This is a genomic window from Pantoea sp. MBD-2R (assembly GCF_039134845.1).
GTDB lineage: Bacteria > Pseudomonadota > Gammaproteobacteria > Enterobacterales > Enterobacteriaceae > Erwinia.
Map to the genome: position 1 here is coordinate 1,022,496 of NZ_CP152417.1, position 19,602 is coordinate 1,042,097.

At 53.4% G+C, this 19,602-nt stretch carries 21 protein-coding genes, 1 tRNA gene and 2 pseudogenes; 17 read left to right on the forward strand and 7 right to left on the reverse strand.

The features are described 5' to 3' along the window. Positions 1-37: 37 nt before the first annotated feature. Positions 38-616 (forward strand): D-sedoheptulose 7-phosphate isomerase, encoded by a 579-nt coding sequence (gene lpcA / locus AAGQ96_RS04640; protein ID WP_147195570.1) that lies wholly within the window; start codon positions 38-40, stop codon positions 614-616. Between the two features lie 38 nt (positions 617-654). After that, entirely contained in the window at positions 655-1,422 is a 768-nt protein-coding gene (locus AAGQ96_RS04645) for a class II glutamine amidotransferase (RefSeq protein WP_342754967.1), read from the forward strand. Here the strand turns inward: AAGQ96_RS04645 and dpaA are convergent. Beyond that, positions 1,393-2,127: a peptidoglycan meso-diaminopimelic acid protein amidase gene (gene dpaA / locus AAGQ96_RS04650; RefSeq protein WP_147195574.1), complete on the reverse strand. Its 735-nt coding sequence runs from the start codon at positions 2,125-2,127 to the stop codon at positions 1,393-1,395. The genes AAGQ96_RS04645 and dpaA overlap by 30 nt on opposite strands. A gap of 241 nt (positions 2,128-2,368) precedes the next feature. Between dpaA and dinB the strand changes: the two genes are divergently transcribed. Next, positions 2,369-3,424, forward strand: coding sequence for a DNA polymerase IV (gene dinB, locus AAGQ96_RS04655; protein WP_147195576.1), 1,056 nt, complete (start codon positions 2,369-2,371; stop codon positions 3,422-3,424). Between the two features lie 68 nt (positions 3,425-3,492). Here dinB and pepD read toward each other — a convergent pair whose 3' ends face one another. After that, positions 3,493-4,950 (reverse strand): beta-Ala-His dipeptidase, encoded by a 1,458-nt coding sequence (gene pepD / locus AAGQ96_RS04660; RefSeq protein WP_147195578.1) that lies wholly within the window; start codon positions 4,948-4,950, stop codon positions 3,493-3,495. Between the two features lie 261 nt (positions 4,951-5,211). Between pepD and gpt the strand changes: the two genes are divergently transcribed. From gpt to crl, 3 genes are all read left to right on the forward strand, one after another. Then, positions 5,212-5,670 carry a xanthine phosphoribosyltransferase gene (gene gpt / locus AAGQ96_RS04665; RefSeq protein WP_147195580.1) on the forward strand — a complete coding sequence of 153 codons (459 nt, stop codon included), beginning with the start codon at positions 5,212-5,214 and terminating at the stop codon, positions 5,668-5,670. Between the two features lie 117 nt (positions 5,671-5,787). Continuing rightward, entirely contained in the window at positions 5,788-7,038 is a 1,251-nt protein-coding gene (gene frsA, locus AAGQ96_RS04670; protein WP_147195582.1) for an esterase FrsA, read from the forward strand. A gap of 56 nt (positions 7,039-7,094) precedes the next feature. After that, positions 7,095-7,496 carry a sigma factor-binding protein Crl gene (crl, locus tag AAGQ96_RS04675; protein ID WP_147195584.1) on the forward strand — a complete coding sequence of 134 codons (402 nt, stop codon included), beginning with the start codon at positions 7,095-7,097 and terminating at the stop codon, positions 7,494-7,496. Positions 7,497-7,592: 96 nt separating this feature from the next. Here the strand turns inward: crl and ompC are convergent, their stop codons facing one another. Next, positions 7,593-8,708, reverse strand: a complete 1,116-nt coding sequence (ompC, locus tag AAGQ96_RS04680) for a porin OmpC (protein ID WP_147195586.1) — start codon at positions 8,706-8,708, stop codon at positions 7,593-7,595. Positions 8,709-8,946: 238 nt separating this feature from the next. Between ompC and proB the strand changes: the two genes are divergently transcribed. The 5 genes from proB (at position 8,947) to AAGQ96_RS04705 (ending at position 13,444) form a co-directional block, all read left to right on the forward strand. After that, positions 8,947-10,050, forward strand: coding sequence for a glutamate 5-kinase (gene proB / locus AAGQ96_RS04685; RefSeq protein WP_342754968.1), 1,104 nt, complete (start codon positions 8,947-8,949; stop codon positions 10,048-10,050). Positions 10,051-10,060: 10 nt separating this feature from the next. Beyond that, positions 10,061-11,314, forward strand: coding sequence for a glutamate-5-semialdehyde dehydrogenase (gene proA / locus AAGQ96_RS04690; protein WP_342754969.1), 1,254 nt, complete (start codon positions 10,061-10,063; stop codon positions 11,312-11,314). 87 nt (positions 11,315-11,401) lie between these two features. Then, a complete protein-coding gene (locus tag AAGQ96_RS04695) occupies positions 11,402-12,031 on the forward strand; it encodes a LysE family translocator (protein ID WP_342754970.1) in 630 nt (209 codons plus the stop codon). A gap of 228 nt (positions 12,032-12,259) precedes the next feature. After that, positions 12,260-12,335: transfer RNA gene (locus AAGQ96_RS04700), tRNA-Thr, on the forward strand. Between the two features lie 314 nt (positions 12,336-12,649). Beyond that, entirely contained in the window at positions 12,650-13,444 is a 795-nt protein-coding gene (locus tag AAGQ96_RS04705) for a PhzF family phenazine biosynthesis protein (protein ID WP_147195594.1), read from the forward strand. Positions 13,445-13,492: 48 nt separating this feature from the next. Here the strand turns inward: AAGQ96_RS04705 and AAGQ96_RS04710 are convergent, their stop codons facing one another. Next, positions 13,493-14,386: a dihydrodipicolinate synthase family protein gene (locus AAGQ96_RS04710; RefSeq protein WP_342754971.1), complete on the reverse strand. Its 894-nt coding sequence runs from the start codon at positions 14,384-14,386 to the stop codon at positions 13,493-13,495. A 149-nt stretch (positions 14,387-14,535) separates the two neighbouring features. Further along, positions 14,536-15,132, reverse strand: coding sequence for an XRE family transcriptional regulator (locus AAGQ96_RS04715; RefSeq protein WP_147195597.1), 597 nt, complete (start codon positions 15,130-15,132; stop codon positions 14,536-14,538). A gap of 43 nt (positions 15,133-15,175) precedes the next feature. On the opposite strand from AAGQ96_RS04715, the gene AAGQ96_RS04720 reads away from it, so the two are divergent. Beyond that, the gene (locus tag AAGQ96_RS04720; RefSeq protein WP_342754972.1) at positions 15,176-15,877 is read left to right on the forward strand and encodes a B3/4 domain-containing protein; all 702 of its coding nucleotides are present in this window, start codon (positions 15,176-15,178) and stop codon (positions 15,875-15,877) included. Positions 15,878-15,905: 28 nt separating this feature from the next. Here AAGQ96_RS04720 and yajD read toward each other — a convergent pair whose 3' ends face one another. Then, positions 15,906-16,247: an HNH nuclease YajD gene (gene yajD / locus AAGQ96_RS04725; RefSeq protein WP_147195601.1), complete on the reverse strand. Its 342-nt coding sequence runs from the start codon at positions 16,245-16,247 to the stop codon at positions 15,906-15,908. Positions 16,248-16,524: 277 nt separating this feature from the next. Here yajD and AAGQ96_RS04730 point away from each other — a divergent pair, with 277 nt between their 5' ends. From AAGQ96_RS04730 to AAGQ96_RS04750, 5 genes and pseudogenes are all read left to right on the forward strand, one after another. Then, positions 16,525-16,680, forward strand: a complete 156-nt coding sequence (locus AAGQ96_RS04730) for a hypothetical protein (protein WP_342754973.1) — start codon at positions 16,525-16,527, stop codon at positions 16,678-16,680. A 222-nt stretch (positions 16,681-16,902) separates the two neighbouring features. Beyond that, a pseudogene (locus AAGQ96_RS04735) lies at positions 16,903-17,247 on the forward strand (ATP-binding cassette domain-containing protein); the annotation flags it as partial. Between the two features lie 162 nt (positions 17,248-17,409). Continuing rightward, complete coding sequence (locus AAGQ96_RS04740) at positions 17,410-17,679, forward strand: hypothetical protein (protein ID WP_342754974.1); 270 nt, start codon at positions 17,410-17,412, stop codon at positions 17,677-17,679. Positions 17,680-18,119: 440 nt separating this feature from the next. Beyond that, positions 18,120-18,338: pseudogene (locus AAGQ96_RS04745) on the forward strand (glycosyl transferase); the annotation flags it as partial. Positions 18,339-18,363: 25 nt separating this feature from the next. After that, positions 18,364-18,486: a hypothetical protein gene (locus AAGQ96_RS04750; RefSeq protein WP_342754975.1), complete on the forward strand. Its 123-nt coding sequence runs from the start codon at positions 18,364-18,366 to the stop codon at positions 18,484-18,486. A 139-nt stretch (positions 18,487-18,625) separates the two neighbouring features. Here the strand turns inward: AAGQ96_RS04750 and AAGQ96_RS04755 are convergent, their stop codons facing one another. Continuing rightward, positions 18,626-19,549: an XdhC family protein gene (locus AAGQ96_RS04755; protein ID WP_254446339.1), complete on the reverse strand. Its 924-nt coding sequence runs from the start codon at positions 19,547-19,549 to the stop codon at positions 18,626-18,628. Between the last annotated feature and the right edge of the window lie 53 nt (positions 19,550-19,602).

The following is a 19,602-nucleotide window of genomic DNA, read 5'->3' on the forward strand; positions in this document are numbered from 1 at the left end:
GTAAACTGCACCTGACCTCACCTAAAAGGACTCCCCTATGTATCAGGACATCATTCGCGCCGAGCTAAACGAAGCCGCGGACACGCTCACTAAATTCCTCAGCGACGATGCTAATATTCATGCCATTCAGCGCGCTGCCGTTTTGCTGGCGGATTCGTTTAAAGCCGGTGGCAAAGTGCTTTCCTGCGGCAACGGTGGTTCACATTGCGATGCAATGCACTTTGCTGAAGAGTTAACGGGTCGCTATCGCGAAAATCGCCCTGGCTACCCGGCAATCGCGATTTCCGACGTCAGCCATCTTTCCTGCGTCAGTAATGATTTCGGCTACGACTATGTCTTTTCCCGCTATCTGGAAGCGGTCGGCAAGCCCGGCGACGTGCTGCTGGGCATTTCCACTTCCGGCAACTCAGCAAACGTCATCAAAGCGGTAGAAGCGGCGCGCCAGCAGGGCATTAAAGTGATTACCCTGACCGGCAAAGACGGCGGAAAAATGGACGGTATGGCCGATGTGGAGATTCGTGTGCCACACTTTGGTTATGCCGATCGCATTCAGGAGATCCATATCAAAGTGATTCATATCCTGATCCTGCTGATCGAAAAAGAGATGGCTAAGTAACCTTTTTCTGCCCGTCGGGCAATACGTGAGGAGTATCTATGTGCGAACTGCTCGGGATGAGCGCGAATGTCCCAACGGACATCTGTTTTAGCTTTACCGGGCTGGTGCAGCGTGGCGGGGGAACTGGCCCGCACAAGGATGGCTGGGGCATCACCTTCTATGAAGGGAAAGGCTGTCGCACATTTAAAGACCCGCAGCCCAGCTTCAATTCTCCTGTTGCCCGCCTTGTGCAGGACTATCCGATCAAATCCCATTCGGTGGTCGCGCATATTCGCCAGGCGAATCGTGGGGAAGTGTCGCTGGAAAACACGCACCCGTTTACGCGGGAGCTTTGGGGACGCAACTGGACCTATGCGCATAACGGGCAGCTGAAGGGATATCGCACGCTGGATACCGGGCCATTTCGGCCAGTTGGAGAAACCGACAGCGAGCAGGCATTCTGTTGGCTGTTACACAAACTGACCACACGCTATCCGCGTACGCCGGGCAACTGGCCTGCGGTGTTTCGCTATATTGCAGAGCTGGCGACGGAACTGCGTGAGAAAGGCGTATTTAATATGCTGCTGTCGGACGGGCGCTATCTGATGGCGTTCTGTTCAACCAATCTGTTCTGGATTACCCGGCGTGCGCCGTTTGGCAAAGCGACGCTGCTGGATCAGGACGTTGAGATTGATTTTCAGAAGCAGACCACGCCGGATGACGTGGTCACGGTCATCGCGACTCAACCGCTAACGGGTAATGAAACCTGGCACAAGATTGCGCCAGGTGACTGGGCGTTATTTTGCCTCGGAGAGCGCGAGCGCTGACTGGTTTGGCGTGCTGTTCAGCATCGGGCTGTTCAGCACGTATTTGCCGTTGCTCACGCTAACCGCAGGCGGCTGGTGAGTCTGCACAAACTGTGCGTAGCCCGGTTGGAGCTGCTGCCAGAAACTGTAATACACCGAATAGCGATGACGTTGCAGATTGCTGTCGGTCATGCGGAACGGATAAATACTCACTTCCACTCGTGGCTGGCCGTTGCGCAACGCCGCTTCCACATAGTGATAAATATCGTCAATTGACGCATCGGTCATTGCATAGCAGCCGATGGAAACGCAGTTGCCGTGAATCATCAAATACTTACCTTCATACCCCTGCTGACGATCGTACTCGTTAGGGAATCCGGTATTAATGGCACGGTAGAAACGGCTGTCCGGCTTCAGCTGGGAAAGGCCCACGCTGTAAAAACCTTCCGGACTTTTAAAATCGCCCTGACGACGTTTTGGGCCTAAACCGCCCGAAAAATTGCAGATTCGGTAGCTGTCGAGCAGGCGATACTCGGTACCGATTTTGCCATAAAGCTCCAGCGTACGTTCTTCTTTAAAGATCTGAATGTAGACCGGGGTGCCCGTTAACTGCTTCTTTAATTCTTTGCTTACCGGTGCCAGCGGGGAAGTCTGTGCGACCGGGACGCTGGCGAAAACAACGGCTGGCAGGAAAAACATCGCAAACAGCAGTGCGATTTTGCCCATTCTGGTTCCCTTGATAGTAGGGTTGGATGCTACGCCCTGAGGCGCTGTAGACGTGCATTTTAGGAAATGTCCGGAAATGCTGCGCCACATTATCATTGTCTATTTTTTTATCAAGAGAGCGGCGCAGAAAAAAGCGAAGAAAAGTTACCTCAGCCCGCTGCCGCTGCGCTTCGCGCCGGGACAGACTTATTGAAATTGCAGGCTTTGGCTGTATACTTGTCCAGTGTTTCTGGAGGGGCAGATGCGTAAGATCATACACGTAGATATGGACTGCTTTTATGCGGCGGTGGAAATGCGCGACAATCCCAGTCTGCGCGATATTCCCATTGCGATTGGCGGCAGCCATCTGAAGCGTGGTGTGGTGAGTACCGCTAACTACCCGGCCAGAAAATTTGGTGTTCACAGTGCCATGTCGACCGCGATGGCGCTAAAACTCTGTCCGCATTTGAAGGTCATTCCCGGCCGTTTCGATGCTTATAAAGAAGCCAGCGCCCATATCCGCGAAATTTTCTCGCGCTATACCTCACTGATTGAACCGCTTTCGCTGGATGAAGCTTATCTTGATGTTTCCGACAGCCCGCACTGCCATGGCTCGGCCACGCTGATGGCGCGCGAAATTCGCCAGACCATCGCCCGCGAGCTAAACCTTACCGCATCGGCGGGGATCGCACCGATTAAGTTCGTCGCAAAAATTGCCTCCGATTTGAATAAGCCAGACGGGCAGTTTGTGATCACGCCTGACGAACTGCCGCAGTTCTTGCTGACGCTGCCGCTGGCGAAAATCCCTGGCGTCGGCAAGGTGACGGCGAAAAAGCTGGAGGAGCTGGGGTTGCATACCTGTGCCGACGTGCAGAAAACCGACCTGGCTGCGTTGCTAAAACGCTTTGGCAAGTTTGGCCGCGTCTTGTGGGAACGCTGTAATGGTATAGATGAACGCGAAGTCATTACCGATCGCCTGCGAAAGTCGCTGGGGGTAGAGCGCACGCTTTCCGCGGATATCCACCACTGGGAAGAGTGCCTGGAGATTATCGACTTTCTTTATGCCGAGCTGGAACGTCGGTTAAAGCAGATCAAACCGGATCTGCACATTGCGCGGCAGGGAGTAAAACTGAAATTTAACGACTTTCAGCAAACCACCCAGGAGCACGTCTGGCCGGTGCTAAATAAAGACGATTTTATTGCGGTAGCCAAAAAAACCTGGGAAGAACGGCGGGGCGGTCGGGGCGTGCGGCTGGTGGGCTTACACGTGATGCTGCTGGATCCGCAGCTTGAACGGCAGCTTTTACTGGGACTGTGACTGGTTTTCAAACGGGACAGAAGGGATAAACACCGCTGGCGAAGGTGTTTCGCCAGCGGTAAAAGGATTTACTTCGCCGGGATCGCCTTCAGCAGCGCAGTCAGCAGCTGCCAGTACAGACCCACGCTTTCGATATGCACCTGCTCATCCGGTGAGTGTGGGCCGGTAATGGTTGGCCCGATGGAGACCATATCCATTTCAGGATACGGCTTTTTGAACAGGCCACATTCCAGACCTGCATGGATCACCTGGATGTTTGGCGTTTTACCAAACAGCTTTTTATAGGTCTCTTCAACCAGTACCCGAACCGGTGAAGCGGCATCCGGCTGCCAGCCTGGATAGCTGCCTTTCGCGACGGTTTTGGCACCCGCGAGATCGCCGAGCGCGGTCAGCATTTCCACCACGTACTCTTTACCGCTATCGATCAGTGAACGGATCAGGCAGTTAATCGTGGCCTCACCGTCTTTAATTGCCACCACGCCAACGTTCAGTGAGGTTTCTACTACGCCTTTCATCACGTCAGAGTTACTGATAACGCCGTTTGGCGTGCTGTTCAGCAAAGCGATAAACGCATCACGGCTGGTGGCAGTGAGTGCCTCCGCGCCTGCCGCCACGTTTTCTACCACCACGTTGACGTTTTTCTCTTTAAGGCCCAGCTCATTTTGCAGCGTCTCCAGATAATGCAGCGCCGCGCCTTTTAGCGCGTCGATTTTATCTGCGGAAACTGCCAGCGTGGCTACCGCTTCACGAGGGATCGCGTTGCGCAGCGTGCCGCCGGTAAAGTCAACGAGGCGCAAATCAAGCTGCTTAGCATGCGTGAACAGGAAGCGAGCCAGCAGTTTGTTGGCATTGCCCAGACCGACATGAATATCGGCACCGGAGTGGCCACCTTTCAGGCCTTTCAGGGTAAGCTTGATATGCTCAAAGCCAGCCGGCACCGCTTCGCGTTGAACAGGCAGTGTTGAAGTGAAATCAACGCCGCCCGCACAGCCGACATAAACTTCGCCTTCTTCTTCAGAATCGGTGTTGATCAGGATCTCTGCCTGCAACCAGTCAGCTTTCAGTCCGAATGCGCCTACCATGCCGGTCTCTTCGGTCATGGTCAGCAGGACTTCCAGCGGGCCGTGTTCGACGCTGCTGTCTGCCAGTACTGCCAGCGTGGAAGCCAGACCGATACCATTATCTGCGCCCAGCGTGGTACCGCGCGCTTTCACCCACTCGCCATCAATCCATGGCTGGATAGGATCTTTGGTAAAGTCGTGTACGGTATCGTTATTTTTCTGCGGCACCATGTCCAGGTGCGCCTGCAACGCGACCGGCTTGAGGTGTTCCAGACCGGCGGTGGCGGGTTTGCGGATCAGGATGTTGCCCACTTCATCGCGGTTAGCATAAAAGCCCTGCCCGGTAGCCCATGAGAGAATATAGTGTGCCAGCTCTTCTTCATGATATGAGGGGTGCGGAATGGCGCAGATTTTGGCAAAGAAATCCCACAGGGGCTGTGGTGACAGTTGGGACAATTCAGACACGATCTATCTCCTGTGTCAGCACCATCTGGCTGAAAAGCACAGGATGGTGAGCATTTGCGATTAGTTTGGCTTACGTCAGCGAATCTAACGTATCAGCATCAAGAATATCATTGTTTCCAGAGCGATGCTTACTTCGCCCCGGCAAAAAAGCCGCATTCGGGCCAACTGAGGCTGGTTTTTAGCGGCTCAGATCTCTATAATTCCGCGCAACCCATCCCATTGTACATTTTTAAGCCGTTATCACCGGCCGGGACTCCTTTTATGAGTGAAAAATACGTCGTCACCTGGGACATGCTTCAGATCCATGCCCGTAAACTGGCTCAGCGCCTGCTTCCTGTTGAGCAGTGGAAGGGCATTATTGCGGTCAGCCGCGGCGGTCTGGTTCCGGCTTCTCTGCTGGCTCGCGAGCTGTGCATCCGCTATGTCGATACCGTGTGTATCTCCAGCTACGATCACGACAACCAGCGCGAAATGAAAGTGCTGAAGCGCGCAGAAGGCGATGGTGAAGGCTTTATCGTTATTGACGATTTAGTGGATACCGGCGGTACAGCTCAGGCCATTCGCGAAATGTACCCGAAAGCGCATTTCGTCACCATTTTCGCCAAACCGGCTGGTCGTCCGCTGGTTGACGATTATGTGGTTGATATTCCGCAGAATACCTGGATTGAACAGCCATGGGATATGGGCGTGGTTTATATCCCGCCAATCGTTAAAGGCTGATTTTAATTCGCGACTAACGCCCGGTTCTGCCGGGCGTTGTTGTTTTTACGGTTAGCGAAGCAGGCCTCGCTACGGTAGACTAAGCGACTGTTTAGTGCGCCGGAGGAGCGTTACGCTATGTCACCGAAAAACCTTAGTGAAGAGCTGTTCAAACCTCGCTTCAAGCATCCTGAGACCTCATCTTTAATCCGCCGTCTTCATCATCATAAGCCTTTGCCGATGCACACCGCACTGGAAGGGGAAAGCGATGCGGGCTGGTATCGCATGATCAACCGCCTGCTGTGGAGCTGGCGAGGCGTGCCGCCACAGGAAGTGGTTGAAGTGCTGGCCAGGATAGCCAACAGCCGGGTTGAACACACCGACGATAAGCTGCTGGATACCGTGATTGGCTATCGCGGCGGCAACTGGATTTATGAGTGGTCTAAACAGGCGGCGCTCTGGCAGCAAAAGGCGGGCGAAGCGGCCAGTGATACCGAAGCTGGCCAGTGTTGGCTGCATGCAGCCAACCTTTATGGCATCGCGGCTTACCCTCATTTAAAAGGTGATGAACTGGCTGAACAGGCTCAGCTGTTGGCGAATCGCGCCTACGAAGAAGCCACGCCAAAACTGGCGGGCGAGCTGAAAGAGCTGGAGTTTACCATTCCCGGCGGCAGCGCGATTTTCGGCTTTTTACATATGCCCGCTCAGGTCAGCGCACCTTATCCGACCGTGCTGCTTTGCGGCAGCCTGGATTCGTTACAAACCGATCACTATCGTCTTTTCCACGATTATCTGGCGCCGCGCGGCATTGCGATGCTGACGATTGACATGCCTTCCGTCGGCTTTTCCGCCAAATGGAAATTGACGCAGGATTCGAGTTTTCTGCATCAGCAGGTGCTGCGTCAGTTAGAAAATGTTCCCTGGGTTGATCATACGCGCGTGGCCGCCTTCGGCTATCGCTTTGGCGCTAACGTGGCCGTGCGGCTGGCTTACCTGGAATCGCCACGGCTGCGGGCCGTTGCCTGTCTTGGCCCGGTGGTTCACAGCCTGCTGTGCGATAAAGCGTTACAGGATCGCATTCCGGAAATGTATATGGACGTGCTGGCGAGCCGCCTGGGCATGGCGAGCGCTGCCGACTCTGCGTTGCGGGTTGAACTTAATCGCTATTCGCTGAAGCTACAAGGCCTGCTTGGCAGACGCTGCCCAACGCCGATGCTTTCCGCTTACTGGCCAAATGACATTTTCAGCCCTGAGGAAGAATCAAAGCTGATTGTGCAATCTTCCGTTGATGGAAAAATGATGCCGATCGCACTCTCACCTGCAATGGCCAACTTTGATAAAGCATTACGTGATATTGTGGAATGGCTGGCGAAACGATTATTGCGTTGAGTTGCGAAAATTCAACGGTTTGCTAAAACTATAGGCTCAACAAAGGAGGTTTGACGATGGCGTTACCAAGTGGGCATCCTAAGAGCCGCTTAATGAAGCGTTTTGGTTCTCTGGGACCCTATATCCGCGAAGCTAAATGTGTCGACGATCGCTTTTTCTTTGACTGTCTGGCCGTGTGCGTCAATGTGAAACCCGCACCAGAACTGCGTGAATTCTGGGGTTGGTGGATGGAACTGGAAGCACAAACCGACCACTTTACCTATGAATATCAGTTCGGTCTGTTTGATAAAGAGGGCAACTGGAAGCCTTCTGCGATTAAAGGTAAGGAAAACCTTGAGCGGCTTGAAGAGACGCTGCGTAACTTCCACGTTCGCCTGAAAGCGATGCTGGAAGAGATGGAGCTGGATCTGAAACCTGCCGCTGATTTCGCTGACAAGCCGGTTAAACTGACCGCCTGAAAAAGCGCCGTATAAGAAAGGCTGGCCATTGCCAGCCTTTGCTTTTTAAAGAGATAAAACAAGAGAACCTGACCCGTTGCAGGAAACGGCTGCCGCTTAGAACTGGTAAACGATACCTACAGCAACCACGTCATCGTTATTCAGACCGAGCTTGTTATCATCGTCGAGCTGGTTGATTTTATAATCGACGTAGGTATTCATGTTTTTATTGAAGTAGTAAGTCGCGCCAACATCGATATATTTCACCAAATCCACATCGCCTAACCCTTCAATATCTTTGCCTTTTGTTTGCACATAGCCCAGTGACGGACGCAGGCCAAAATCAAACTGATACTGTGCGACCAGCTCAACGTTTTGGGCTTTATTTGCCGCGCCAGCAACGGTCGTGCTCACGCCGTTGATAACTGATGTACCGCTAATCGGCGTCATATTACGTGTTTCGGTGTAGATAGCCGCCAGATAGACGCTATTGGCATCATATTTTAAACCCGTGCCCCAGGAATCAGCCCTGTCGCCTTTACCCCAGGTCCGGGCTTCCTGCGCATTGGTACGGTCAGAGGTGGTATACGCGCCGCTGAGACTGACGCCGCTGTTGCCCAGCGCATAAACCACAGAAGCACCATAGCCATCACCGTTCTGACGGCTGATATCGGTACGACTGTTGCCGGAAGTCGAATCGTTTTTCCCCTGGTATTGCAGCGCAAATTTCAGCCCGTCAACCAGGCCAAAGAAATTGGTGTTACGGTAAGTCGCTACGCCGCTGGCGCGTTGAACCATATAGTTGTCGGCACGCGCTGTACCATCACCGCCGAACTCCGGGAACATATCGGTCCAGGCTTCTACATCGTACAGCACACCGTAGTTACGACCGTAATCGACAGAACCATAATCATTGAACTTCAGGCCGGCAAAGCCCAGACGGGTTTTATTGCCGTTGTTGGCATCCGAGCCTTCGGAGTTATTGGTGTTGAACTGATATTCCCACTGGCCGTAGCCGGTCATCATGTCATTGATCTGCGTCTGGCCTTTAAAGCCCATACGCATATAGGATTTATCGCCATCCGATCCTGGATTATCGCTAAAGTAATGCAGCCCTTTGATTTTTCCGTATAAATCCAGCTTGTTGCCGTCTTTGTTATAAATTTCTGCGGCATGAGCGGCAGTGGTTATTGCCATTGCTGTGGTTAAAAGAGCCAGTGCGCTTTTCTTCATTTTGTTATCCACTCCGGGAGTAAAATTTAAATGCCTGAAGACGTTGTTCAGGGCACGAACGTTTTACCCTTTGAAGATGAATGTTTTATTACATTTGCTCGCACTTCTTGTTAATTGGGAACTTATTGTCTACGTGATGCCTCGAAGATTTTCGACCTTTTCGTTGTCGCCTGTTGGCTTCCAGCACCACACCTGATAAAACGTCTTCTCAACATTTTTTATTGCATGGCAGGAAACAATGAGCAGCAGCCAGACCCTGGTAGTAAAACTGGGGACCAGCGTATTAACCGGCGGATCGCGTCGGCTGAACCGGGCACATATTGTCGAACTGGTGCGTCAGTGCGCGCAACAGCATGCGGCAGGCCACCGGATTGTGATCGTGACTTCAGGCGCTATGGCCGCCGGACGTGAACACCTCGGCTACCCGGAACTGCCGCCGACCATCGCCTCAAAGCAGCTGCTGGCTGCGGTGGGGCAGAGCCGGTTAATCCAGCTGTGGGAGCAGCTGTTCTCGATTTACGGTATTCACATCGGACAGATGCTGCTAACCCGCGCTGATCTGGAAGATCGTGAACGTTTCCTGAACGCGCGCGATACCATGCGTGCGCTGCTGGATAACCATATCGTGCCGGTTATTAACGAAAACGATGCGGTGGCGACGGCGGAGATCAAAGTCGGCGACAACGACAATCTTTCTGCGCTGGCGGCAATTTTGGCAGGTGCAGATAAGCTGCTGCTGCTCACCGATCAGGCTGGCCTGTTTACGGCCGATCCGCGCAGCAATCCTGAAGCCGAACTGATCCGTGATGTCCATGGCATTGACGACGCGCTGCGCGCCCTGGCCGGAGACAGCGTTTCCGGGCTGGGAACCGGCGGCATGGCCACCAAACTCCAGGCAGCAGACGTTGCCTGCCGTGCTGGCATTGACACCATTATCGCCGCCGGTAGCCGTGCGGGCGTGATTGGTGAAGTCATTGACGGTACGCAGGTCGGCACCTGCTTCCATGCGCTGCAAACGCCGCTGGAAAACCGTAAGCGCTGGATTTTTGGGGCGCCGCCTGCCGGGGAGATTACCATTGACGATGGCGCGCTTGCCGCCGTGCTGGAACGTGGCAGCTCGCTGTTGCCTAAAGGCATTCGCAGCATTACCGGCAACTTCTCCCGTGGTGAAGTGATCCGCATTCGCAGCCTTGAAGGGCGCGATATTGCTCACGGCGTTTCGCGCTACAACAGCGACGCAATGCGTATGATTGCCGGACATCACTCCCAGCAAATCAGCGATATTTTAGGCTACGAATATGGTCCGGTTGCCGTTCACCGCGACGATATGATTGTGAGTTAAGGAGCAGGGCATGCTTGAAGAAATGGGTAAAGCCGCGAAGGCCGCTTCTTACCAACTGTCGGTGCTTTCCACCGCGCAAAAAAATCAGGTTTTGATGACCATTGCCGATCGACTGGAAGCGCAGAGCGCGGAGATCCTGGCGGCTAACGAACTCGACCTGGCGGACGCACGCAGTAATGGCCTGAGCGAAGCGCTACTTGACCGCCTGATGCTTAACCCTGGGCGGCTAAAAGGCATTGCCGATGACGTGCGTCAGGTTTGCCGCCTCGCCGATCCGGTTGGTGTAGTGATCGATGGCGGCGTGCTGGACAGCGGACTGCGTATTGAACGTCGACGCGTGCCGCTTGGTGTGGTCGGCGTGATTTATGAAGCGCGTCCCAACGTGACCGTCGATGTCGCTTCGCTCTGCCTGAAAACCGGCAATGCGGTGATCCTGCGCGGCGGTAAAGAGACTTACCGCACTAACGGCGCGACAGTGCGCGTGATCCAGGAGGCGTTAAAGCAGCATGGCTTACCGGCCGGTGCGGTGCAGGCGATTGAAAGCCCGGATCGCGAGCTGGTCAATCAGCTGCTGAAGCTGGATCGCTATGTCGATATGCTGATCCCCCGCGGCGGGGCGGGCCTGCACAAACTGTGTCGTGAGCAGTCGACAATCCCGGTAATTACCGGCGGCATTGGCGTTTGTCACATTTTTGTCGATCGCGACATTGAGCTGGATGCGGCAATGAAAGTGATTATAAATGCCAAAAAACAGCGCCCGAGCGCCTGTAACTCAGTGGAGACGCTGCTGGTGCACTCAGCCATTGCTGACGTTTTCCTGCCCGCCTTAAGCACACGTATGAAAGAAGAGGGCATCAAGCTGCATGCCGATCCTCGTTCGCTGCCGCAGCTGCAAAACGGCCCGGCAGAAGTAAGCGCGGTAACGGATGAGCAGTATCGTGACGAATGGCTGTCGCTGGATTTGAACGTAAAGGTGGTGGACAGCCTTGATGAGGCTATCGCCCATATTCGCGAATATGGCACTCAGCATTCCGATGCGATCCTGACCCGCAGCATTCATAACGCCGATCGCTTTGTGAATGAGGTGGATTCATCAGCGGTTTACGTGAATGCCAGCACCCGCTTTACCGACGGCGGCCAGTTTGGCCTTGGTGCAGAAGTGGCTGTCAGTACCCAGAAGCTGCACGCTCGCGGCCCGATGGGGCTGGAAGCGCTCACCACCTATAAGTGGGTCGCTTTCGGTAACGATACCGTACGCAGCTAGAGCTTAAGTGCCACAGGGACGTGGCTGTAAACCCGAGGAGAAGTGAATCCAGACTTGTTGAACCCAGACCAAAAAAGGATGCTCTGTATGGTTACGTTTTCTCAACTGCTTCCCTTCGCCGCTATCGCTTTGGGGCTGGTGCTGACGCCAGGCCCGAACATGATCTATCTGATTTCCCGTTCGCTGTGCCAGGGCCGCAAAGCCGGTTATATCTCACTGACTGGCGTAGCGCTGGGCTTTGTATTCTATATGGTCTGCGCCGCGCTGGGGATCACTGCGCTGATTATGGCGGTGCCGCTGGCCTATGAAGCGCTGCGCGTCGCGGGTGCCTGTTACCTGCTCTATATGGCCTGGCAGGCCATCTTTGGCGGTAAATCACCGTTTCAGCTGCGCGACCTGCCACCGGACAGCTCCCGTAAACTGTTTACCATGGGCTTGCTGACGAACCTGCTAAATCCCAAAACTGCTGTTATCTACCTTACGCTGCTGCCACAGTTCATCAAGCCCGAACAGGGGCACGTGCTGTCGCAGTCTCTACTGCTTGGCTCTGCTCAAATCGTTACCAGCATGCTGGTTAACAGCTTAATTATCTTTGCCGCAGGCACCATCGCCGGATTCCTGGCGCAGCGCCCGACATGGCAAAAGCTCCAGCGCTGGCTGATGGGTACGGTGTTGACCGGTCTGGCGGTACGAATGATGGTGGAAGGCAGGAAATAGCAAACGTGACGATCCTTAGGATCTTGTTATTATGGGATCTTTGCGATCGCCATATTTGCAGCCTGCTGGATCGCGATCTTAATGACCTGGCCCGGTAGGATTGCGAGCGTAACGTATAGGATTGGGAAATGCGCCAGGTGGTTGATTATAAAGTAATCATTTAGTGCGCAGGCGCTTGACTCAGCAAAGCGTTTTTCTTAACGTATGTACCGCAGCATCCTTCCCCAAGCCGATATAGCTCAGTTGGTAGAGCAGCGCATTCGTAATGCGAAGGTCGGAGGTTCGACTCCTCTTATCGGCACCAGTAAAATCAATAGCTTAAGCCATCCTCACCAACTCATCAAAAGTCCCTTGTGCCATATTTGTGCCATTATCCCCCAGAAAAGAGTCGATTTGCTTCGCGTGATTGCATTTATTGAGGCAGTGGTCATCAGAACCCGATGAGCTACCGGGTTTTTGTCAGGCTCTGCCGGATCATGCTTTTTACCACTACCGCATTTTTCGGCCGTTCTCTGTCGGGGGAACGATTCCGGGGTTTAACAGAATGTTTTCTCAAGCTGAAGGGTTGTAAGATAACTGTAATTCATACGGTTGAAATACAACGAGAGAGTATTTGCGATGTTGCTTAAGATGTTTCAGGTTGACGCCTTTTCTGATCGGATCTTTGGCGGAAATCCTGCTGCCGTTCTGGTACTTGAAGAGTGGCTGTCGGACAGCACGATGCAGTCTATTGCAGCAGAAAATAACCTTGCTGAAACGGCTTTTGTAAAACGTGCCGTTGACGGCTGGGATCTGCGGTGGTTCACCCCAACGGTGGAAGTGGATTTCTGCGGACACGCCACGCTTGCCACCGCACACGTTTTGGTAACGGAATATGGCATACCGGGACCGCTCTCGTTTTCCGCTCGGGTCGGTCAGCTGAAGGTCGAGGTGAAGGAGGATGGCTATCTGCTCGACCTGCCATGCATTCCTCCGGAAAAAATGGCGCAGCTTCCGGAAATCATCAGCCCCGTATTCAGCAATCAGGCTGAATTCTGGTTCCGGAATTTTGAAAACATCTTTGTAGTGCTGAGCGGGGAAGATGCGGTCAGAGCGTGTCAGCCAGATTTGCACGTGCTTGCCGGGCTGGGGCCGACAGGCGTGGTGGTGACGGGGCAGGGATCGGGAAGCCAGTACGATTTTGTCTCGCGCTATTTTGCGCCGGGCGCAGGCATTCCGGAAGATCCGGTGACCGGCTCAATACATGCCACCCTGGTGCCTTACTGGGCAGAAAAACTGGGTAAAAACAAATTATCCGCCTGGCAGGCGTCTCAGAGAGGGGGTCATCTGATTTGTGAGCTGAAGGATGACAGGGTCGTTATCGAGGGTAAGGCGGTTACGTTCATGAAGGCGGAGATTTGTGTACCCGTCTGACCGATACAGCCTGGCGCCGGTTATCAGCAACGCCGCGGCAGGCGGCGCTTATGCCAGCTCAAGATCGGATATTACGCGCTTCACCTCGGTGAGCTGCTCTGCCCGCAGCGGTAATAGCGGACGGGGCAGGCAGTTATCATCAGCCAGGCCAAGAAGGCTGGCAGCGGCTGACATAACCCTGAAGCTGCCGCCATGCTGACGAAAAAGGGCCCAGAGAGGGCTGAGGCGTTCGTTTTGTTCCCGGACTGCTGCATGGTCGCCTGCCGCCGCCGCTTCTGCGATCCGTTTTGCTACCGCGGGAAATAAGCCGCCACAGACAGAATACCAGACATCACAGCCGGCGATCAGACCGGTGGCGGCCGAGCCGTCACCGCTGATGCCGATGGTTACGTTGGCAGGCAGCCTGTCCCGCAGGTTCCGGACTCTGACCGCTGCTGCCTCAGCATCAGCAGGCACGCCCGGAATTTTGATTGAATGCACGCCGGGCAGAGCTGCAATTTTTCCGTGCAGCTCATCTGAGAAGGTAAAATGGGTTGTGCCCGGATTATCATAGACGCAAAGCGGTACAGATACGTGTCGGGCGACCGTTTCAAACAGTTCGTATACTTCGTCATCATTCAGCGCCTGGTAAGATACCGGCGGCAGCAGCAGGGCACCGGCGCCAGCTGCCTGTGCATCGTCGGCCAGCCTCAACACTTCATCCGTGCTGACCGCGCCCACACAGATCATCACCGGAATATTACCGGCATTTTCTACCGCCAGTCTGGCAATCCGCCCGCGTTGTTGACGGGTCATATAAGCGTAGCTGCCCGTCGATCCGAGCACGCCGAGGGAATCGACCTTCGCATCGGTCAGCCTCCGAAGTATTCTCAGAAACCCTTTTTCATCAGGGGAGCCTGCTGTAAATGGGGTAAGCGGAAACGCGCTAAGACCTTTAAACATGACTTCTCCTTTTAAGTCCGGCTGAAGCCGGATTACTGGACGGCAGGCCCGATGTTGCTGGAGTCATTAGCAGGGCGGGCCGTTTTTCTCATCGGGTTGCTTTGGCAGCATCCTGGAAAGTTGTACAAGGAAACCAATCGCCCACGTTTTCAGCGGCCTTTCTCATTTACCGTCATGGTAAACACGGCCACTTCCGCGCCATTGTTTATATAGGCATGCGGCGCGTCCGTTCTCGCAACGGCTGCATTTCCCTGATTAATCACGTAAGTAGTATCGCTGACGACCAGCGTCAGGCTCCCTTCAGACACGTGGAGCAGCTCGCTGGTCCCCTCAGGATGGCCGGCAGATTCAAAGGTTTCCCCTGGGTAAAGTACCCACTGCCACAGTTCGACCATATCCGGCCCGCTGGTCCCTGCCAGCAGGCGCGCGCTGCCGCCTTTTTCTCCTTGCCATAATACGGGAATTTCACCTGCATCGATGAGATGGACGGCGGGCTTAGCGGCCACGTCAACGAAATCCGCCACGGACACGCCCATGGCGGACGCAAGGCGGCAGAGTAGCGCAATACTGGGGTTAGCCTTGCATCCTTCAATTTCAACCAGCATTCCCTTACTCACGCCAGCCTGGCGGGAAAGTTCATCAAGCGACATTTTTTTCTGGCTGCGATAAAGCTTAATCCGTGCAGAAACCGCCTCGTTTATCCTGGCTGCACTGGCATCGGTCGTTATATTGACTTTGCGGGTCATCGGTCATTATCATGTAATAAATTAGTCATTAAAGGATTATCGTATGTCAGCCGTATTACCGTCAATCGCTCCCGAAATTTACCGTATCGCACCGGGATTTCGTGCACTCAGTATTAGTGTAGAGGCGGCCACCGTGGCTGATGAGCGCGTTGGTCAAGCCGCGCTGCGGGAAGCCTGCGAGGCCGTTCTGGCCGGCCAGCCAGCCTGGGCAGAGGCGCATCTGAGCGCATGGAGCGATCTGTTTCGTGCCTTCGGGGCAAAACCTAAGCGCACACCCTGTTCGGCGGAAGCCCTGCGAAAACGTGTTCTGAAAGATGGCGCCATGGCCGCGCTCGATCCGCTGGTCGATTTGTATAATGCCGTCAGTATCCGGTATGCCGTTCCGGTGGGCGGAGAAAACTTTGCGGCTTACGCCGGGAGGCCACGGCTGGTTGTGGCGGACGGAACTGAAATCTTTGACACGATGAAGGATGGCCAGCCGGGAAGCGAGTCACCGGAGGCGGGAGAAGTTATCTGGCGCGATGATATCGGCGTGACCTGCCGCCGGTGGAACTGGCGGCAGGGCGTCCGCACCCGGCTGAGCGTGGCAGACAGTAGCATGTGGTTCATCCTTGAGAGTCTGCCGGAAATGCCGCTGGAAGCGTTGCATGCGGCGGGCAGGATGCTGACAGACGGCCTGGAGAAAATGATGCCCGGCGTGCGCTGTCAGACCGTTCTCCTCAGCAAGGAGTCGTCAGACACGTAATCACCTTTGCTCTCCCGGCTGCCTGATGCTACTTCTTAAGCATCGATTTTAAATCGGCAAAGGGGTTGTAGGTTGCCGCAGCAATATCATTTTGCGCGTCCTCTCCTGCCACAACGGTTGTGCCGTACTGGTCTGCTTCGGTGTACTTTGAGTGTTCATGATCATGGCAGTAGAGGCATAGCAACTCCCAGTTACTGCCATCTTCCGGGTTATTGGTATGGTCATGATCGATATGATGAACCGTTAATTCGCGCAGGTTGGAATAAACAAACTCGCGTGAACAGCGTCCACATACCCACGGATAGATTTTTAATGCTTTCTCACGGTAGCCGCTTTCCAGCCGCGTGTAGTTTTTTGGGATCAAAGCCATTGCCGGTGTTACCTGTATAAAGAGACAATTTTACGATAGTGCTCACAATATATACCACAACTGAACGAAAGGAGAAGAGGTAGTGAACGTTCGCAAAGCTGAACAAAACGTCAGATAATGATAAATAAATTCACATAAGTGTTTTGCGCTTCACGACAAGTTGTTTACTGCTCTTTTCCATACTCTTTCGGGGGGGGATTTTTGCGCAAAAATACTTGCGTTAAGCAAGGGCGGTGATATTAATTATCACCCGCATTTACAGTATGGGATGTCATATATGAAATTATGGCAAATATTTTTGGTTATTTTACCTGTCAGCATGATAGCAGGTGTTATCGCCAGATATCTGGATATTAATGCTGCATTGCAAGGAATGATACCGGGCTTAGCTGCGGTTATTATGGCGAACATTATTTATAAAATAAATGCTTAAACCCTAAGGAAGAGCAAATAAGAGAAATATCCATTAGCCAAATGAATGATGTTTCAGGCGGCGAGGTAGACTGGAATCAGGTTGGAAGAGATTTTGTTACAACAGGTGCAGGAATTGCGGGAGGAGCATTCGGAATGGGCTTGGGCGGACCAATCGGTGCCGGCATTGTAGGATCAGTCGCTGCTGCGGGCGCGGCATGGCCTGATCACTTACGGATATTACCAAAATATTTGCGGGTTTATCGAAAGCATAGATGAAAAGTGGATGATTGAATGTGCCAGAGCCAGTTATATCCATGAGGTGATAATGCAAATGCCAATGGGCTATGAAACGCTAATCGGTGAACTCGGTGAGGGGCTTTCTGGCGGACAAAAACAGCGTATATTTATTGCCCGTGCACTATATCGTAAACCGGGAATTTTATTTATGGATGAAGCAACCAGCTCGCTTGATACAGAGAGTGAGCGGTATGTAAATGGTGCGATTAAAAGTCTGAATATTACCAGGGTGATCATCGCACACCGGGAAAAAACGCTCAAAGCTGTTGACCGGATTATCTCAATCTAGTCCAGAATAATTGCGTTGTAGTACGTTGAAGTGGTGGTGGGATTGTATGAAGGAAATGAGAGAAAAGGAAGCTGATTTGATCTCATTCCTGCATGCAATTCTGTTTGCAGTCGAGTAAGGTAGTTGATTTTAAATATCGTTTAACTTTTTCAGGAGAAAAAAATGAGAGCACTTTCAGCAAACGATTTATTGTCGGTCTATGGCGCGGATCGCGGCGATGCAGCGGTATCCGGTGCCACTACCGGAGCAACGACAGGCGCTGCTGCTGGTGCCTGGGCTGGTGCCCAGCTGGGCGCAGAAGGCGGGAGTCTTGCCGGACCGATTGGTGCCGTTGTCGGTTTTGGCGTAGGTGCTGCGGTCGGTGGTTATGGTGGTGCGGCTATCTGTGATTCATTTAGCTCTTCATCTGATTCAGCATCAAGCGGTAGCTAATAATGTTGGGGGAGAGAACTATGGCGTTTCTGTCTTCAGACAAAACCCCTTTTTTAATTATTGGGGTAGGTCTCATTTTTTCCGGTACATTGCCTGGTGGACCAACTCTGCTTTCGCCAAAGTTTTTGTGCATTTACTTTTTTGTTTTTCTGGCCGTTGTCTTTTATATATGGTTAGCTATCAGTAGTGGAGAAAAGAGCAGAATAATACTGGCTTGTGTAATTAGCGCACTGTCGTTAGTTTTGTTACCCATGATAAAAATACATTTTAGCAAGTGATTTTTCAGCCCTTCCTTATGGGAAGGGCTTTTAAATATATTCAAAAGGGATGCCGCTATGTATCGATAATGTTTTTTTGAGGTGAAGAATATAATTACTTTCCAATACTAATGCCTGTATTCACTTTCCATTTTTATTTCGTCAAGCAGAAAGGGGTTTCTCATGCGGGTTCTGTTTATTGGCCCTCCTTTGTATGGCCTGTTGTATCCAATACTTTCTCTTGCCCAAGGTTTCCGTGCACAGGGCCATGAGGTGGTAATTGCAAGCGCAGGAAAATTTGCGCAGAAGGCAGCGGAGGCTGGCCTTATAACATTTGATGCCGCGCCCGAACTTGATTCGGAAGCGCAATATCAACATCGTGAAGAGATACGCAAAAAGAACAAAGGAGGATGGATTGACAACGCAAATGATCAACGCATTCCTGAATAACGGTGCGCTGCGAACCGCTTCAGCACAGATCGCAGCGGAGATGGCGACGCAGGCCACGCCTGCCGAAGTTGCTGCCATGCTTGTCACCAGACTCAAGTAGGGCTGATGGCGGTAAACTGGTACCGGCATACATCGGGACGAGGATCGCTTTGGTTTCGTTTAGGGTCAGTTCGGCATCCAGCCATTGCTTTATTATGACAGTCCCAAATAGCTCTCTTTTCCAGTCATGCAGGACGTCCTCAGGAGAAAGCCGTACCGCTAAGACGAGCCGCAGCCACATCGGCCAGCACGGACAGCGCCAGCGAATTAGCATCGCGTGCTTTAGGGAAGATGCCGATCGGCGCTTTGATCCTGTCTGTATCCTGGGCCCGCCAGCCAAGTTCGTGAAGCTTCTGTACGCGCCTGCCGTGAGTTTTTCTGCTGCCCAGCGCGCCGATATAAAAAGGCGTCGCGGCCAGCGCGGCCTGTAACACCGGCAGTTCGCGATCGAGGTCATGATCGAGCAGAATGACCGCCGTATCGGCATCGATTTGCACAGGAATGGGCAAACGGAAGTCGTTAAGATGGACTTCATAGCCTGCGGCCTGCGCGACTCTGGCCGCCGCTTGCGCTTCTACTGAACGGCCACAAATAACGAGCCGTGTGCGAGGGCGGTAGCGGACTTCGAAATCTGCGCCGTTCAGGCCACTTTCACGCGTGGGAAACAGGCTGCGCAGCGTCTGCGACTGCGGGTTATAGGCCAGTCCCGCGCAGCGTCGCTGTTCCAGCGTGTTCAGCACCGACAGTAAGGGCTGTGCCGAACGCAGTTTATGAATGCTCAGGGTGATGCCGCCGCCGCAGGGCAGCACGATGTCAAACCAGGGCGATCCTTCGCCATAGATCACCGTGCGATCCTGACCAGAACTTATCACTGCCAGCGCTTCAAAAGCCGCTGCGGACTCTATGCAGCCGCCCGAGACAAAGCCGCAATACAGCCCATCTTCGCGCACGGCCATTTGCGCACCCAGCGGCCGGGGGGCGCCGCCCCGAATTTCAGTCAGCGTGACGAGAGCGGCTGCCATACCCAACTTAAGGGCGTCAGCAGCAAAGCGCAGGATTTCCACGCTGTCGTCGGTTAAAAATGCCTGCTCCGGCGAGGCGTGAGCCTGACTTGTTTGTGCGATACAGGAGAATTGTTGCAGCACCGTTTTCTATCCTTATATAAGCTTTTGCTGGT

Bases quoted from the DNA above. Each gene is read 5' to 3' on its own strand.
- AAGQ96_RS04740 (WP_342754974.1), top strand. From the start codon at position 17,410: ATGAGAGCACTTTCAGCAAACGATTTATTGTCGGTCTATGGCGCGGAT.
- AAGQ96_RS04710 (WP_342754971.1), bottom strand. From the start codon at position 14,386: ATGTTTAAAGGTCTTAGCGCGTTTCCGCTTACCCCATTTACAGCAGGC.
- yajD (WP_147195601.1), bottom strand. From the start codon at position 16,247: ATGGCTTTGATCCCAAAAAACTACACGCGGCTGGAAAGCGGCTACCGT.
- dpaA (WP_147195574.1), bottom strand. From the start codon at position 2,127: ATGGGCAAAATCGCACTGCTGTTTGCGATGTTTTTCCTGCCAGCCGTT.
- proB (WP_342754968.1), top strand. From the start codon at position 8,947: ATGAGCAGCAGCCAGACCCTGGTAGTAAAACTGGGGACCAGCGTATTA.
- AAGQ96_RS04750 (WP_342754975.1), top strand. From the start codon at position 18,364: ATGATCAACGCATTCCTGAATAACGGTGCGCTGCGAACCGCTTCAGCA.
- AAGQ96_RS04720 (WP_342754972.1), top strand. From the start codon at position 15,176: ATGTCAGCCGTATTACCGTCAATCGCTCCCGAAATTTACCGTATCGCA.
- dinB (WP_147195576.1), top strand. From the start codon at position 2,369: ATGCGTAAGATCATACACGTAGATATGGACTGCTTTTATGCGGCGGTG.
- AAGQ96_RS04695 (WP_342754970.1), top strand. From the start codon at position 11,402: ATGGTTACGTTTTCTCAACTGCTTCCCTTCGCCGCTATCGCTTTGGGG.
- ompC (WP_147195586.1), bottom strand. From the start codon at position 8,708: ATGAAGAAAAGCGCACTGGCTCTTTTAACCACAGCAATGGCAATAACC.
- crl (WP_147195584.1), top strand. From the start codon at position 7,095: ATGGCGTTACCAAGTGGGCATCCTAAGAGCCGCTTAATGAAGCGTTTT.
- lpcA (WP_147195570.1), top strand. From the start codon at position 38: ATGTATCAGGACATCATTCGCGCCGAGCTAAACGAAGCCGCGGACACG.
- frsA (WP_147195582.1), top strand. From the start codon at position 5,788: ATGTCACCGAAAAACCTTAGTGAAGAGCTGTTCAAACCTCGCTTCAAG.
- AAGQ96_RS04705 (WP_147195594.1), top strand. From the start codon at position 12,650: ATGTTGCTTAAGATGTTTCAGGTTGACGCCTTTTCTGATCGGATCTTT.
- gpt (WP_147195580.1), top strand. From the start codon at position 5,212: ATGAGTGAAAAATACGTCGTCACCTGGGACATGCTTCAGATCCATGCC.
- proA (WP_342754969.1), top strand. From the start codon at position 10,061: ATGCTTGAAGAAATGGGTAAAGCCGCGAAGGCCGCTTCTTACCAACTG.
- AAGQ96_RS04645 (WP_342754967.1), top strand. From the start codon at position 655: ATGTGCGAACTGCTCGGGATGAGCGCGAATGTCCCAACGGACATCTGT.
- AAGQ96_RS04715 (WP_147195597.1), bottom strand. From the start codon at position 15,132: ATGACCCGCAAAGTCAATATAACGACCGATGCCAGTGCAGCCAGGATA.
- AAGQ96_RS04730 (WP_342754973.1), top strand. From the start codon at position 16,525: ATGAAATTATGGCAAATATTTTTGGTTATTTTACCTGTCAGCATGATA.